The sequence below is a fragment of the Undibacterium sp. Ji83W genome, assembly GCF_049340385.1.
GTDB lineage: Bacteria > Pseudomonadota > Gammaproteobacteria > Burkholderiales > Burkholderiaceae_D > Undibacterium.
In genome coordinates this window covers 448,581-462,973 of the sequence record NZ_JBMPOZ010000003.1, presented here as the reverse complement: position 1 = coordinate 462,973, position 14,393 = coordinate 448,581, and the positions used below count along the sequence as shown (strand labels likewise).

Genomic DNA, 14,393 nt, shown 5'->3' with positions numbered 1-14,393 from the left:
TGTTTTCAAAACAATGGACATGCATAGCTGATCATGAAGCTGCCCCAGCAACCCGGACGTTTATTTCTATGGCGCGGAGCCGCCCTGGTGATTTCACCAGGCATAGATTCGTCCCTGCATACCCATTTTGCGCTGCAACTCACTTACGGCCTGGAGCGTCCGTTCCGCGCCCGCCTGCAGGCAGACCATGACTGGACAGAAACACGCAGCGCCAGTTTTGCCCCGCATGATGCTCACCAGATAGACAGCGATGGCGGCATGCTGGCGCATCTGTTCCTGGAAATGCCGGAGGCGGTGAAGCTGAGTGGAACTGATTTGCGGGCTGCATTCGGTACGCAGCCAATATTCCAGGCTTTGGCAGCCAGTCTTTCGGACAATCGTCACCAGTTGCTGGATATGGCTGCCGCCCTGCATATACGGCAAACCTGGCAAGCCTGTGCTTTGCCACAAAGCCAGACCAGTGCGTCACTCGATAGCCGCATTCTCAGCGCACTGGATGCGATTGCTGCCAGCCATGGGGCAGATTGTAATGGCGAGAGCCTGGCCAGGCTTGTGCACCTGTCAGAAAGCCGTTTCACTCATTTGTTCCGTCAGCAAACCGGCATGTCGCTGTCGCGCTACCTGCTATGGTCGCGCATGGTGGATGCAGTGGCGGCAGTTGCACAGGGTAATAATATGACGGCGGCTGCCCATGCGTCCGGCTTTGCCGACCTGGCGCACATGAGTCGCACCTTTCGCAGCATGATGGGGGTAGCACCCTCAGAATTGCACAGGATGGCGATTGCGTTCAAGCAGGATGCCATTTGATGGATTACTCTGAGGGTATAACAATATCCGGGAGACCCTCATGCAACACGCCAATTCCAGACAGATAGAGCAATTGCTGGCGAAATACAGCGAAAGCCATTTGAACCCCACCAATGAACTGATCCACTTTGTCTGTGTACCCGTGATCGTGCTGTCCTTCCTCGGCCTGATCTGGGCAGTCCATCCTATGGCGGCACTTGCTGTCACCGTCATCTCACTGATTTACTACACGACACTCTCGGTGCCGTTTGCAGTGGGCATGCTGGGCATGTCGGGCACGATGCTGTGGATACTCTCGCAACTGCCCCAGCACCTGATGTGGCAGATCTCGCTGGGTATTTTTGTGGTCGCCTGGATAGGCCAGTTCATCGGCCACAAGATAGAAGGCAAGAAACCTTCTTTCTTTGATGACCTGCGTTATTTGCTGATCGGCCCTTTGTTTGTACTCAGTTTTTTATATCGTCGATTGCATATCGCCTACTAGAACTCATTTCATAAATAGGGTGAGATGCGTTTGCCTCATAACGTGGGCTGGCCAATGGTAAAACTATGGACGAGGCAGTCAATAGCTTTGCCTATTGACAACGAGTCGAATTGTCAACACCTGCAGTCCAGCGCACGTTATGAGGCAAACCCTCCGGGAACTGACGATTTGGGCGCATTGCAGCGTGTAGTTTATTACCTTGCGCTCGCTAAGGCACCAGCCTTAGCGAGCGTCACGCCTTGCACTGCATCCCAAATCGTCTTGTTCGCACTCATCCTATTTATGAAATGAGTTCTAAATACTCAGTTGCACGGCTTGCGAAGTCTTGGGCAAGTCATTGCTATACATGCGCCAGGTATTGCGGCCACTGGCCTTGGCGGCTTTCAACGCAATATCTGCATGATGCAAAAATAGCCGCTGTTCTTTGGCATGCAGAGGGCAGCAGGCTATGCCTATGCTGGCGCTCAGCAAAATTTGCTGGCCGCGCAATGTCATGGGCTGGTTGATGGCCTGCACCAGTCTCTCAGCCAGATGTTCCACAATTTCCATGCTGCCCACGTTCGGCATGATGGCAGCGAATTCATCACCATCAACCCGGCATAAAGTGTCGGTGCTGCGCAAAACACCACACAGGCGGTTAGCCATGGTCGCCAGGATCAGGTCACCGGCATCATAGCCAAAGCTTTCACTCAGGCCCTTGAAGTGATCAAGATCGATGAACATCAGGGCAGCCATTTCTTCATCTGCCACCGCATCTTCCAGGCAATTACTGAGTAGCCTGTGGAAGTAATGGCGGTTCGGTAATTTGGTCAGGCTATCGTGATTATTCAAAATCGCCAGGCGGCTATCGGCTTCGCGCCTTTCCTTGGCTTCGCTCTGCATATCGTTTTCCCAGGCTTCCATACGCGCCAGCATGAGATTGAAATGCATGTTCAGGCTACCCAGTTCATGTTCCGGGTCTTGTGGGGCACGCAGGCTGTAATCGCCCAGTGTCGCCACTTTTTCGGCAATCACACTTAATTCCATGATGGGTTGCATGGAACGCAACTGCCGATTGGTCAGCCAGTAAGCTGCCAGTGCCGTGATAAAAACAGACAGGAAACCAGCGATCAGCAAAAACAATAATATATGCTGGTACAGCGGCCAGGTACTGATTTGCAGTTGTACCTGACCTATCACCGTTGTGCCACTCAGCACCGGGCTGACCGCACTGAAATTGCCGAGATGGTAGTCCACCTTTTGATGCCTGAGCAAAGTGGTGGCTTCTATGCCGCTGGTCTTGATCAACTGAGCCTGTGTCGTCCATGCCAGCAAAGGCTGGCCATGTCCGTCATAGACATAGGCTGTTTGCATGTCCGGGGTATTGGTGGCATTCAGCAACAGGCTTTGTAATTGCCGCATATCATTGGCAATCATCGCATCTGCCATATTGTCGGCCAGGGTGTCGGCCTTATACATCGCTTCCGCACGCAGATTTTTTTGCACCAGGCAAGAAGACAAGAGCAGACCCACGATCAAAGCAGCCAGCAATGCCAGTGCCATGCCTTCCAGATTCTGGCGGAAAATTCTTTTTGCCATCGGCAGCCTGAAATATGTGTTTTGCATGAGAAATGTTGCGAATTGCCCTATAGAAATTGCTGCGTGGGTACAGATATCAGCGACTATACCTATGTGCCGGAATGATGTCATAAAAAAAGTGCCAATATTTAAGGACTGCACACTTTATGCAGAATCCTGCATCTGCGAGTAAACTGCGGCACATCTCTATGTTAGTTTGAACCAGCGTGTCAGATTTTTCCAACAATCCTGTTTTGCCATTTCCACTGCCTCAGGCGGGGGAATGTTACGCCCTGCTCGATGATGCGCATTCAGAGCAGGCGCAATCCCGTTTTTACTGCGATTTGCAGAGCGTACTGGTTTGCAGCACCGCCCAGGAATGGCCAACACTATGGCGCGATGCAGAACTGGCTTTGCAGCGGGGCAGTTTTGCCCTGGCGCTGTTGTCCTATGAAAGTGGTGCGCAATTGCAAGGTATCGCTGCGCATTCAGAGCCAGCGGTGTCTCGTGTACTTTTGTTCAGGCAATGTCATATTCTCGATAGCGAGCAAGTTGCTGCATTTTTGCAGTCGCAGACGAGGGCTGACGAAGTTGCTGGAATAGCTGGAATACAGCCTGATGTTGATGCGAGCCAGTTCGAGACTGATATTGCCAGAGTCAGGGAATACATCGCCGCTGGAGACACCTATCAAGTCAATTACACCTACCGCCTGCATTTTGATAGCTACGGTACACCACTCACGCTCTACAAGCGCTTGCGCCAGCGCCAGCCCGTGCCTTATGGCGCCCTGATCTGCCTGCCTGATGGCGAGGCAGTAGTCTCGCTCTCACCTGAATTATTCGTGCGCCAGCAACAGGGTAAATTGCTGGCCCGCCCCATGAAGGGGACGGCAGCAGCGACTGGCGATGCAGAACAGGATAAGCGTCTGGCAGCCGAACTTGCTGCCGACAGCAAAAACCGCGCAGAGAACCTGATGATCGTTGACCTGCTGCGCAATGACCTGGGGCGTATTGCCAAAACCGGCACGGTCAGGGTGCCCAAATTATTTGAAGTCAACCGCTTTTCCAGTGTCTTGCAAATGACGTCAACAGTAGAAGCTGATTTGCAGGATGGCCTGAATCTGGAACAGATACTGACGGCCTTGTTCCCTTGCGGGTCGATTACCGGTGCGCCCAAGCACCGCACCATGCAAATCATTCGTGAACTGGAAGCAGAACCGCGTGGTTTGTACACTGGTGCGATAGGCTGGTTTGATCCGCCTGCACAAACTGGGGCGCGGGGTGATTTTTGCCTGTCCGTGCCGATACGCACTTTGCAATTGCAAGCACCTGTAGATGGTGCTGATCCTGCCATGCGCCGTGGCGTACTTGGCGTAGGGGCAGGCATCGTGCATGACAGCGTGGCCCAGGAAGAATATGCCGAATGCCATTTGAAAGCGAGCTTCCTGACTGGCCTGCTGCCACAGTTTGAACTGTTTGAAACCATGCACGCAACGCAGGAAGAAGGTTGCCGTCATCAATCAAGACATTTGCATCGCCTGCAGGCATCCGCGCAGTATTTTGGTTTTGCCTGGAATCAGGAGCAGGTCAGGTTGAAATTACAGCAAGTCTGTGATGCCCTGCCGTCTGCCATACCGCACAGATTGCGCCTGGCATTGAAGCCGGATGGTGAACTTGATGTGCGTACTGCAGAGTTAAGTCCCATGCCAGCCAGCCCCAAAGTCATGCTGGCAAAAACCGCCAGTGACAGCCGCAATTTGTTCCTGCGCCACAAAAGCAGTTTGCGTCAACAATATGACCAGGCCTGGCAAGCAGCCGAGCAACAGGGCGCATTTGATATGTTGTTTTTTAACGAAAGAGGGCATTTGACTGAGGGCGGGCGCAGCACAGTCTTGCTGAAACTGCATGGCAAATGGCTGACGCCACCGCTGGAAGATGGTGTCTTGCCCGGCATCATGCGCGAGATCTTGCTGGAAGATAAGCGTTACCAGCTTGCAGAACAGGTCCTGACACTGGCTGATGTGCAGGCAGCAGAGCAAATCATGTTGTGCAATTCTTTGCGGGGTGCTTTTGTTGTTGAATTGATTGATTAAATTGAAAGCAAGGCTTGCTGGATAGTCAAGAAAAGCTGCCAATACTTGCCTATCTGAAGTATAAAGATGAATTCCGCCTTTAGCCTTGGAAATTGATCCAGCTTAATATTGTGCCTGTTCGTAGGAAAGGTTACACTGGAAAAAAATTAACCGACCAATCGGTCGGCAAATTGCATTTTTATTCATATTGATTAGTATTGATTAATATTGCAGATAATCGCAAAACAGGAGACTACCCATGAAGAAACGGTTTTTACTGGCGGCTTTGCCTGCCATGTTATCGCTGGTGTTGGCAAGCAATGCCTCTGCGCAGATCAAGGTTGGCGTCAACGTGTCGGCTACTGGCCCCGCAGCTTCTCTGGGCATCCCTGAAAAAAATACCTTCGCCTTGCTGCCAAAAGAAATCGCTGGCAAGAAGGTCGAATACATTGTTCTCGATGACGCATCCGATACCACCACGGCTGTTAAAAATGCCCGCAAGTTGATTGCAGAAGACAAGGTCGATATCCTCATCGGTTCCACCATCACGCCAAATTCCCTGGCAATGATCGATGTGGCAGCAGAAAACGAAACACCGATGATTTCCATGGCAGCTTCTTCGGCCATTATTTCTCCTATTGACTCCAAGCGCTACTGGGTATTCAAGACGCCGCAAAATGATTCACATATGTCGACGGCGATTACCGGTCACATGAATGACGTAGGCGTCAAGACAGTCGCCTTCATCGGTTTTGCTGATGCCTATGGCGAAGGCTGGTACAAAGAATTTTCCAAAATTGCTGAATTGCGCAAACTCAAAGTGGTTGCCAATGAACGCTTTGCTCGCAGTGACACTTCTGTCACTGGCCAGATCCTGAAAATCCTGGCAAGCAATCCTGATGCGGTCTTGATTGCCGGTGCCGGTACGCCAGCCGCTCTGCCACAAAAGACCTTGAAAGAACGCGGCTACAAGGGCAAGATTTACCAGACCCATGGCGTCGCCAATAATGACTTCCTGCGCGTCTGTGGCAAGGATTGCGAAGGTACCTGGTTGCCTGCAGGCCCATTGCTGGTAGCTGAGCAATTGCCCAATGATAATCCCGTCAAAAAATCTGCCATGCGCTATGTCAAGGCCTATGAAAAAGAATATGGCGCAGGTTCTGTCTCCACCTTTGGTGGCCATGCCTGGGATGCCAGCCTCTTGCTGGACTCAGCAGCGACCGTGGCATTGAAAAAAGCCCAGCCAGGTACCAAAGAATTCCGCGCGGCCTTGCGTGTGGCTCTGGAAAATACTGTCAACCTGCCAGTCTCACATGGCATCGTGAATATGACGGACACTGACCATCTGGGTTTCGACCAGCGCTCCCGCGTCATGGTGCAAATCGTCAATGGCAAGTGGAAGTTGATCGGTCAGGCTAACTGATGTATTGATGAAGTGATCAAGGGAGCTGCGGCTCCCTTTTTGTTCGGCCCAAAGTCTGAGGGCCATGCTTGAACTAGTAAGCAAGAAAGTCAGGTTTACATGGATTTTTCAATTGCCGCCATCCTTGCCCAGGATGGTATTACCAGTGGTGCCATCTATGCCTTGCTGGCATTGGCGCTGGTGCTGGTGTTTTCCGTCACACGGATTATTTTCATACCGCAAGGTGAATTCGTCGCCTTTGGTGCGCTTAGCCTGGCGGCGATACAGTCGGGTAAATTCCCGCATTCAGCCAGCCTGTTACTGGCCTTTGGCTTGCTGTGCATGGGCAAGGAAGTGTACATGCAGTTGCGCAGCAAACAAGCTATGAATGCCAAGGCACTGGCTTTATCCGCAGGCAAGCTGTTGCTATTTCCACTGGCAGTCTGGCTATTGGCGCGCAATGTCGCTGTTCAGGAATGGTCATTGTTTGCACAAGTCTTATTGGCTTTGGCGATAGTTGTTCCCATGGGGCCGATGATTTACCGGCTGGCTTATCAACCACTGGCAGAAGCCAGTACCCTGGTCTTGCTCATCGTTTCTGTCGGCGTGCATTTCGCCCTGACTGGCATGGGCCTGGTCATGTTCGGTGCCGAAGGTTCACGCACTACGGCTTTCAGCGATGCCCGCTTTGAACTGGGGGCCATGCAGATATCTGGTCAAAGCCTGGTGGTGATCGCAGTCTCGGCCTTGTTGATAGGCGCACTGTATTTCTATTTTGAACGCAGCCTGTCTGGCAAGGCTTTACGCGCTACCGCCGTCAACCGCCTGGGCGCGCAACTGGTGGGTATCGGCACCACACAGGCTGGCCGTCTGGCGTTCACCCTGGCCGCTGCCATGGGTGCATTGTGTGGCGTATTGATCGCCCCGATGACGACAGTGTATTACGACGGCGGTTTTTTGATAGGCCTGAAAGGTTTTGTCGGTGCCATTGTTGGTGGACTGGTGTCTTATCCAGTGGCAGCGGCGGGTGCTCTGCTGGTGGGTTTGCTGGAATCTTATTCGTCTTACTGGGCAAGTGCCTATAAGGAGGTCATCGTATTTACCCTGATTATCCCAGTATTGCTGTGGCGTTCGCTCTCCAGCAAACATAATGATGAGGATGAAGAATAATGAAGATGCTCCTCACCAACGGTATCAAACACGGTAAATGGGTATTACTGGCGCTGGTATTGCTGTTCCCTCTCGTGCCAGTGCCTGAATTCTGGATCACCCTGGCCAACTACATAGGCCTGTATGCAATAGTCGCACTCGGCCTGGTCTTGTTGACCGGGGTAGGCGGCATGACCTCTTTCGGCCAGGCTGCTTTTGTTGGTCTGGGGGCTTACTCCACTGCCTATCTGAGTACGGCCCTGGGTTATTCACCCTGGCTGGGTTTGCTGGCAGGTCTGGTGCTGACCATGGCGGCAGCGCTCGCGATTGGCCTGATTACCATGCGCCTGTCTGGCCACTACCTGCCATTGGGTACCATCGCCTGGGGCTTATCACTGTTTTTCCTGTTCGGTAACCTGGAATTTCTCGGCAAATATGATGGCCTCAATGGCATACCACCGATAGAAATCGCAGGCTTTAAACTCGATACCGGGCGCAGCATGTTTGGCTTGATCTGGGTAATCTTGCTGCTGTCCATAGTCGCGATACAAAACCTGCTGCAATCGCGCCCTGGCCGCGCCATACGTGCACTCAAAGGTGGTGGCGTCATGGCAGAAGCCATGGGTGTCAATACGGCGCGCATGAAGGTCATCATCTTCGTCATCGCTGCCATGCTGGCCAGTGTCTCTGGCTGGTTGTATGCGCATATGCAACGTGCGGTCAACCCTACACCTTTTGGTTTGAATCAAGGTATTGAATACCTGTTCATGGCCGTGGTTGGTGGCGCAGGTCATGTCTGGGGAGCCTTGCTTGGTTCGGCCCTGCTGACGCTGCTGAAAGACAAACTGCAAAGTATTTTGCCGGCATTGCTGGGCGCGAATGGCAATTTTGAAGTCATCGTGTTTGGTGTCTTGCTGGTCTTGCTGTTGCAACGTGCCCGCGATGGTGTCTGGCCTTATCTGGCGAGCTGGAGCAAGCGCCTGTTTGCCAAATGGCTGCCAGAAGACCAGGGCATACAGGTCGCTGCAGACGCGGCAGTATTACCAGTGCGTGCCAAACCGGCAGTCGATACCGTCATCCTTGAAATCGACAAGGCGCGCAAGCAATTCGGTGGTCTTGTCGCCGTCAATGATATGCAGTTCACTGTCAGTGCCGGGCAGATTGTTGGCCTGATAGGCCCTAACGGGGCAGGAAAATCAACCATGTTCAACCTGGTGACTGGCGTCTTGCCTTTGACCAGCGGTGCCGTGCGTTTTTACCGCGATGGCAAATTACAGGATATTGCCAACCTGCCTTCGCGTGAAATCGTCAAGCTGGGCATAGGCCGCAGCTTCCAGCATGTGCGTTTGCTAGCCAGCATGACGGTACTCGAAAACGTCGCGATAGGCGCGCATTTGCGTGCCAAGGGGGGGGACGTCATGGAAGTCATCGCCAGCATCTTGCGGCGCGATGGCAAGGCAGAGAATTCCCTGCTGGCAGAAGCCAAAAGGCAGCTGGAAAGAGTAGGCCTGGCGCATTTGATCAATGAAGAGGCAGGCAGCCTGGCACTGGGCCAGCAACGCATACTGGAAATTGCCAGAGCCTTGTGTTGTGATCCTAGTTTGCTGTTGCTGGATGAACCCGCCGCCGGTTTGCGCTATAAAGAAAAACAGGAACTGGCCGAACTTTTGCGCAAACTGCGTGCAGAAGGCATGAGCATCTTGCTGGTCGAGCATGACATGGATTTCGTCATGAATTTGACGGATCAACTGGTGGTGATGGAATTCGGCACCAAGATTGCCGAAGGCTTGCCACAAGAAGTACAACAGAATCCGGCTGTGCTGGAAGCTTATCTGGGTGGGATAGATTGATGACGAACACAAATTCTCCAGAAACCACGCCAGTCATCCTGGCGACGACATCCTTGTCTGAACCAGCCTTATTGCATACCAAGGACTTGCAAGTATTTTATGGCAAGGTAGAGGCTTTGCAGCCCGCGAATATACGTGTCGGCGCCGGGCAAATCGTTACCGTCATCGGTCCGAATGGTGCTGGCAAATCCACCATGCTCAATGCTATCGCCGGTGCCTTACCTGCGACGGGCAGCATGCGCGGGCAGATATTATTGGCCGACAAAAACCTCGCCAGCGTCAGCATAGAAAATCGTGTCGCGCAAGGCATGTCACTGGTGCCAGAAAAACGCGAACTGTTCGCCAGCATGAAGGTGGAGGACAATCTTTTGCTGGGCAGTTATCGCCGTTACCAGGCTGGTGAAAAAAACTATGCTGACCAGTTGCAAGTCGTGTTTGATCTCTTCCCGCGTTTGAAAGAAAGACGTACCCAGGAAGCTGGCACGCTGTCCGGTGGCGAACGCCAGATGCTGGCAGTGGGCCGTGCGCTCATGGCCAAGCCGCAATTGCTGATGCTGGATGAACCCAGCCTGGGTCTGGCACCGCTGATCGTCAAGGAAATTTTCCACATCATCCAGCGCCTCAAGCAAACTGGCGTCGCGATTTTACTGGTAGAGCAAAACGCCCGCGCTGCCTTGCAAGTGGCAGATTATGCCTATGTGCTGGAAACCGGGCAGATTGCGCTGGAAGGTGATGCCGCAGAACTGGCGAATGACCAGCGCGTGATCGATACCTACCTGGGCTTGGCCAAGAAGAATCATTGAGGCCAGCAGGATGCAGAAATGAGAGTATTGATTACAGGGTCTACCAGTTGGGAAAGCCAGGTCGCAATACGCCGTGAATTAGCTCAGCTGCCTTCAGATACCATCGTCGTTACCGGTGACACCCCCGGCATAGATGCTCACGCCAAAGTAGTTGCATTGGAATTTGGTTTCGCGGTCGAGGCCATGAAAAAAACCAATGCCGACTACCGTGCATTTCCTGGTGAAGTATGGAAAGGCTTGAATGTCAGGATGCTGGCGACGGGTATAAATCTCGTGCTGGCTTTTCATGCTGACTATGGAAAACCCGGTTGCGCCCGTGGTACACACCATGCCGTAGAACTGGCTGAGCAGGCCCAGATACCAGTCAAGATTTTCACGCAGTAAAAGCGTGTTAATCCAGCTTCAGATGCCAGGGTGGTAAAGGCTTCTCGTTGGGGATCAGTGCATGCAGGCGCTTGTACAGCAAGCGGGTTTCCAGCAAGTTCGAGATTCTCAATATCGATTCGATAAAGTCGAAAGGCTTGGTCAGAAAATCTTTTGCTCCCAGTGCCAGCGCCCGGTGTTTTGCTTCAGGCATGGCGTCAGCAGTGAGTACCATGACGGGACGGAAATCATTTTTCGGCGTGCATCTGGCCAGTTGTTCCAGCACGGCATAACCATCAAACTCTGGCATCATTAAATCCAGTAAGACAAGGTCAGGGTCGAATGCAATAACCAGATCGAGTGTACGGGTCGGGTCAGTGGTGCTGACGATGTTGTTGAAGCCTTCACGCGTCAATATTTTTTCGAGTAACTGCACATTGTCGATCTCGTCATCGACAATCAGAATTCGCATGGCAAGTATGTCTGTGGCATTCATGGCAAAAGACGATTCAAAGTGGAAAAGAATAATGCTACATCCAGTGGCTTGGTCAGGTAGTCATTGGCACCACCAGCCTTCAGTCTATGGATGGTAGTCGCCAGTGCATCCGCACTCAGTATAACCACGGGTATGTCTTTCAGGCTGGCTGAGGCACGTAGCTCTTGCAAGACTTCTTCCCCGGACATATCAGGCAATTGCAGGTCCAGTAGTATCAGGTCTGGCCGCTGTTGTTGCGCCATGTGCAAACCCTCTACCCCTTTTTTTGCGCTGAAAAGTTCTACATGCTTGCTGCGTGCAAGCAGTATTTCTATCAATACCAGGTTCGATGAATTATCTTCGATATACAGTATGCTGCAAGGGCGATGCAAAGTTGCCAGTTCGCTGGTCGCTGGCCTATGTCCTTCTTGCGATTGCGTTGCTTGTGCGACGGGCAAGTTGATCCAGAACTGACTGCCCTGTCCCTCTACACTGGACATACCAATCTCCCCACCCATGGCTCGCGCCAATTGCATGGATACTACCAGGCCCAGGCCATTGCCTTCTACCGGCTTGTGTTCTGCACCTAATCGGTCAAAGGGAGTGAACAAGCGCTTTTGCATATCTGTGGCGATGCCTATGCCACTATCCACCACCAGCAACTGCACTTGCATTGCTGTGGCATGCACGCTTACTGTGACTGTGCCGTTTTCCTTATTGTATTTGACGGCATTGGACAAGAGATTGAGTATCACTTGCAGCAGGCGTTTGCGGTCGGCCTGCAGGTAGATATCACTGGTTTTTTCCGGCCCTGCCAGGGTGATATTCCTGGTATGTGCCAGCGGTGCAATCAGCGACAATGCTTCGCGCAAGATCCCGCCAGCTTCAATTGGCTGGAGTGATAATTGCAGATGGCCAGTTTCTATGCGGGCGATATCCAGTACTTCATCAATCAGGGCCAGCAGATGATGGCCACCTTTCAGTATATGGTCCAGGCTTTGCCGGGCGTCTTTGGCATGGATATCCAGTTGCAGCAATTGCGCAAAACCGAGTATGGCATTCAGCGGTGTGCGTAATTCGTGGCTGGTGCGGGACAGGAATTCAGTCTTGGACTGGTTGGCGCGCTCGGCTTCTTGCCGCGCTTTTTGCACTTCTTCTGTACGCGCTGCCAGCAAATGGCTGGTACGCACCATACGGTCGGAGAGTTGCCCCAACTCGTCATTCGCTGCTGCCAGTGGAGTCAGTGCCTGGCCGTGTTCCAGGCGGCCTGCATTGCCCGTCAATTGGTGTACCCGCCGCACAATACCGGCAGAAAATAACAGGCTGGTTAATAATGCGCCGAGCACCCCTGCAATAGCTGCTGCGGCGGTAACGATCATGGTGAGATCGTATACCCGATTGGCCTGGTTGACGCTTTCTTGCCTGAGCTTTTCTTCCCTTACCAGCATGGTGTCGATATGGGCACGTAAATCGTCCAGTACTTTCTTGTTCCGAACCAGGGCCTGCGTCAATTTTTCAGGTGATGATCCAGGTCCGATGTTGATCAGTTCAACCAGGCCATCACTTTTTTTGACGGCCAGAGCTGACAGTTCATTCAAAAGTTCGGTTTGCTGCCTGTCGCGGATTTGCCCTTTGAGGCGTTGCAAGGTCTTTGGTAATTCAGTTTCGCTGATCTGGTAGGGGGTCAAAAAATTCTTGTATCCGGTCAGCAAATAGCCGCGTACACCGGTCGCTGCTTCTGCCAGCAGGGTATGCACTTCCTGGATATCGCGCTGTATCTGTATCGTGCGTTGCACGTTTTCTTGTGCACGCTTGGCCTGTATGCCCATCAGGTAACCGGATATCAGGGTACCAAGCAAGACCATGATAGGCACGGCGATTACGATCAGCCCCTTGATCCTCAAGGGACGGTCTGACCACCAGCGCATTGCCAGCTTGAAGAATTTTGTCATGATGTCCTGGTAGGAGATGTGCCAGATGTACCCAGGCCCAGTTCAACTGCCAGGGCGGCCACCTGTGTCCTGTCCTGCAGTCCTAGTTTATGTATGATGCGCTCCACATGAATTTTTACCGTACCCCTGGCGATGCCTAACCTGTCGCCTATATCAGCGTTGGTCAGGCCATGCGGCAACCATGACAGGACTTCCCGTTCGCGGGCTGTGAGCAGGGCTGATATCTGTTTGATGCGCTCATTCATTTGCGGGCTGGTGTTTGTGGCCGATTCACGCAATGCCAGCGCGAGGATGTTGGCCAGGGTACTTAATGTGAGCATGTCGGCAAGTGAAGGTTCCGCCAACTGCTTGCGGTTAACCAGCACCAATATTCCTTGAGGACGGCCTTGCTTCATTAATGGCAGCAACAATTCCAGCCCTGCCACACCGCCCGCTGGCAACAACAAGCGACTGACACTTTTTTGCCTGACCATTACTTTTGCATCCTGCTCCAGCATGGCTGACAAGATACCCTGCACTGGAAACCGCGTGCCATGCGGCAAGACCGGCCCTTTCGACGCATGCACGCGCAAGGCACCGGTGTCTTCCACCAGCACTGCACAAGCTTCAAAAGCCGAAAACTCCATAGCATAGGCCAGCACTGCCGCGATGGCAGATTCTTCCCCTTCGGCCAACACCCGGCCAACATCGTGCAACAGGCGTAGACGGGCAAGATTGGCCTGGTTGTCGCGATATTGTTCGCGTAAAGAATGAGTGGTGTCTGAGGGCAGGGTATTCATTTGGCTAGTATATGCCATCTGGCATATGGAATGCTAGGCCACCTGGCTGATGGCAAGACTTGAGCCCTGGCTCATGATGAGTCCAACCTCGCAGAAAGAGGCGAACATCTATTCTAACCATGGGAAATATGAAATGAAAAATCTGTTCTTTGTAGTGGCCTTGCTCGCCAGTGGTACTGCTTTTGCAGAAGCACCTCCCAAGAAATACGACCAGGTAGCTGCCGCACCTGCCAGCGCTGCAGAAAAAGAAATTGCCGGCTTGTTTGACCGCTGGAATGCCGCACTGGCGACTGGCAAACCTGCAGAAGTCGTGAAACTGTATGCGCCTAACGGCATCCTGCAGCCTACCGTGTCGAATAAAATCCGTGCGACACCGGCAGAAATTGAAGAATACTTTGAACATTTCCTGTTGCTCAAACCTAAGGGCACCATCAATTACCGTCAAATCCGTTTATTCGGTGCAAACACGGCGCTGGATAGCGGTGCCTATACCTTTGATATAGTCAAGGACGGCAAACCGGCAAAGGTGCGCGCGCGTTATACCTATGTCTATGAGAAAATCAAAGGCGACTGGAAAATCGTCAATCACCACTCCTCAGCCATGCCTGAGTTTGTCGAGGAAAAATAAATCTCGATATTAGTCGAATATTAGTCGAATATTAGTCGAATATAAGCCGGAAAAACTGCCCGTGTGTGTTGC

13 protein-coding genes are annotated in these 14,393 nt (G+C 52.5%); 9 read left to right on the top strand and 4 right to left on the bottom strand.

The window, feature by feature from the left end:
- Positions 1-33: 33 nt before the first annotated feature.
- On the top strand, positions 34-807 hold the full coding sequence (locus ACO0LD_RS08905; RefSeq protein ID WP_423005820.1) for a helix-turn-helix transcriptional regulator: 774 nt from the start codon (positions 34-36) through the stop codon (positions 805-807).
- Positions 808-847: 40 nt separating this feature from the next.
- Complete coding sequence (locus ACO0LD_RS08900) at positions 848-1,291, top strand: DUF962 domain-containing protein (RefSeq protein ID WP_423005818.1); 444 nt, start codon at positions 848-850, stop codon at positions 1,289-1,291.
- Positions 1,292-1,585: 294 nt separating this feature from the next.
- Here the strand turns inward: ACO0LD_RS08900 and ACO0LD_RS08895 are convergent, their stop codons facing one another.
- On the bottom strand, positions 1,586-2,896 hold the full coding sequence (locus ACO0LD_RS08895; RefSeq protein WP_423005816.1) for a diguanylate cyclase domain-containing protein: 1,311 nt from the start codon (positions 2,894-2,896) through the stop codon (positions 1,586-1,588).
- A gap of 179 nt (positions 2,897-3,075) precedes the next feature.
- Here ACO0LD_RS08895 and pabB point away from each other — a divergent pair, with 179 nt between their 5' ends.
- The 6 genes from pabB (at position 3,076) to ACO0LD_RS08865 (ending at position 10,508) form a co-directional block, all read left to right on the top strand.
- Positions 3,076-4,941, top strand: a complete 1,866-nt coding sequence (gene pabB, locus ACO0LD_RS08890) for an aminodeoxychorismate synthase component I (RefSeq protein WP_423005814.1) — start codon at positions 3,076-3,078, stop codon at positions 4,939-4,941.
- A 238-nt stretch (positions 4,942-5,179) separates the two neighbouring features.
- Positions 5,180-6,343, top strand: a complete 1,164-nt coding sequence (locus ACO0LD_RS08885) for an ABC transporter substrate-binding protein (protein WP_423005812.1) — start codon at positions 5,180-5,182, stop codon at positions 6,341-6,343.
- A gap of 99 nt (positions 6,344-6,442) precedes the next feature.
- On the top strand, positions 6,443-7,492 hold the full coding sequence (locus ACO0LD_RS08880) for a branched-chain amino acid ABC transporter permease (protein ID WP_423005810.1): 1,050 nt from the start codon (positions 6,443-6,445) through the stop codon (positions 7,490-7,492).
- Positions 7,492-9,321, top strand: a complete 1,830-nt coding sequence (locus ACO0LD_RS08875) for an ABC transporter permease subunit (protein ID WP_423005808.1) — start codon at positions 7,492-7,494, stop codon at positions 9,319-9,321. Before ACO0LD_RS08880 ends, ACO0LD_RS08875 begins: the two co-directional genes overlap by 1 nt.
- Positions 9,321-10,124, top strand: coding sequence for an ABC transporter ATP-binding protein (locus tag ACO0LD_RS08870; RefSeq protein WP_423005806.1), 804 nt, complete (start codon positions 9,321-9,323; stop codon positions 10,122-10,124). The genes ACO0LD_RS08875 and ACO0LD_RS08870 overlap by 1 nt, the downstream gene beginning before the upstream one ends.
- Before the next feature lie 18 nt (positions 10,125-10,142).
- A complete protein-coding gene (locus ACO0LD_RS08865; RefSeq protein WP_423005804.1) occupies positions 10,143-10,508 on the top strand; it encodes a hypothetical protein in 366 nt (121 codons plus the stop codon).
- Positions 10,509-10,515: 7 nt separating this feature from the next.
- Here ACO0LD_RS08865 and ACO0LD_RS08860 read toward each other — a convergent pair whose 3' ends face one another.
- Genes ACO0LD_RS08860 through ACO0LD_RS08850 form a run of 3 tightly spaced genes read right to left on the bottom strand, consistent with a single transcriptional unit; the run spans position 10,516 to position 13,693 of the window.
- Positions 10,516-10,983, bottom strand: coding sequence for a response regulator (locus tag ACO0LD_RS08860; protein WP_423005802.1), 468 nt, complete (start codon positions 10,981-10,983; stop codon positions 10,516-10,518).
- Positions 10,980-12,914 (bottom strand): ATP-binding protein, encoded by a 1,935-nt coding sequence (locus tag ACO0LD_RS08855; RefSeq protein ID WP_423005800.1) that lies wholly within the window; start codon positions 12,912-12,914, stop codon positions 10,980-10,982. Before ACO0LD_RS08855 ends, ACO0LD_RS08860 begins: the two co-directional genes overlap by 4 nt.
- Positions 12,911-13,693: a LuxR C-terminal-related transcriptional regulator gene (locus ACO0LD_RS08850; protein ID WP_422957007.1), complete on the bottom strand. Its 783-nt coding sequence runs from the start codon at positions 13,691-13,693 to the stop codon at positions 12,911-12,913. The genes ACO0LD_RS08855 and ACO0LD_RS08850 overlap by 4 nt, the downstream gene beginning before the upstream one ends.
- A gap of 133 nt (positions 13,694-13,826) precedes the next feature.
- Here ACO0LD_RS08850 and ACO0LD_RS08845 point away from each other — a divergent pair, with 133 nt between their 5' ends.
- Positions 13,827-14,321: an SgcJ/EcaC family oxidoreductase gene (locus ACO0LD_RS08845; protein WP_423005798.1), complete on the top strand. Its 495-nt coding sequence runs from the start codon at positions 13,827-13,829 to the stop codon at positions 14,319-14,321.
- Positions 14,322-14,393: the final 72 nt, after the last annotated feature.

Excerpts from the sequence above, each read along its gene's own strand:
- ACO0LD_RS08905 (WP_423005820.1), top strand. The coding sequence starts at position 34 with ATGAAGCTGCCCCAGCAACCCGGACGTTTATTTCTATGGCGCGGAGCC.
- ACO0LD_RS08900 (WP_423005818.1), top strand. The coding sequence starts at position 848 with ATGCAACACGCCAATTCCAGACAGATAGAGCAATTGCTGGCGAAATAC.
- ACO0LD_RS08895 (WP_423005816.1), bottom strand. The coding sequence starts at position 2,896 with ATGCAAAACACATATTTCAGGCTGCCGATGGCAAAAAGAATTTTCCGC.
- ACO0LD_RS08885 (WP_423005812.1), top strand. The coding sequence starts at position 5,180 with ATGAAGAAACGGTTTTTACTGGCGGCTTTGCCTGCCATGTTATCGCTG.
- ACO0LD_RS08880 (WP_423005810.1), top strand. The coding sequence starts at position 6,443 with ATGGATTTTTCAATTGCCGCCATCCTTGCCCAGGATGGTATTACCAGT.
- ACO0LD_RS08875 (WP_423005808.1), top strand. The coding sequence starts at position 7,492 with ATGAAGATGCTCCTCACCAACGGTATCAAACACGGTAAATGGGTATTA.
- ACO0LD_RS08870 (WP_423005806.1), top strand. The coding sequence starts at position 9,321 with ATGACGAACACAAATTCTCCAGAAACCACGCCAGTCATCCTGGCGACG.
- ACO0LD_RS08865 (WP_423005804.1), top strand. The coding sequence starts at position 10,143 with ATGAGAGTATTGATTACAGGGTCTACCAGTTGGGAAAGCCAGGTCGCA.
- ACO0LD_RS08860 (WP_423005802.1), bottom strand. The coding sequence starts at position 10,983 with ATGAATGCCACAGACATACTTGCCATGCGAATTCTGATTGTCGATGAC.
- ACO0LD_RS08855 (WP_423005800.1), bottom strand. The coding sequence starts at position 12,914 with ATGACAAAATTCTTCAAGCTGGCAATGCGCTGGTGGTCAGACCGTCCC.
- ACO0LD_RS08850 (WP_422957007.1), bottom strand. The coding sequence starts at position 13,693 with ATGAATACCCTGCCCTCAGACACCACTCATTCTTTACGCGAACAATAT.
- ACO0LD_RS08845 (WP_423005798.1), top strand. The coding sequence starts at position 13,827 with ATGAAAAATCTGTTCTTTGTAGTGGCCTTGCTCGCCAGTGGTACTGCT.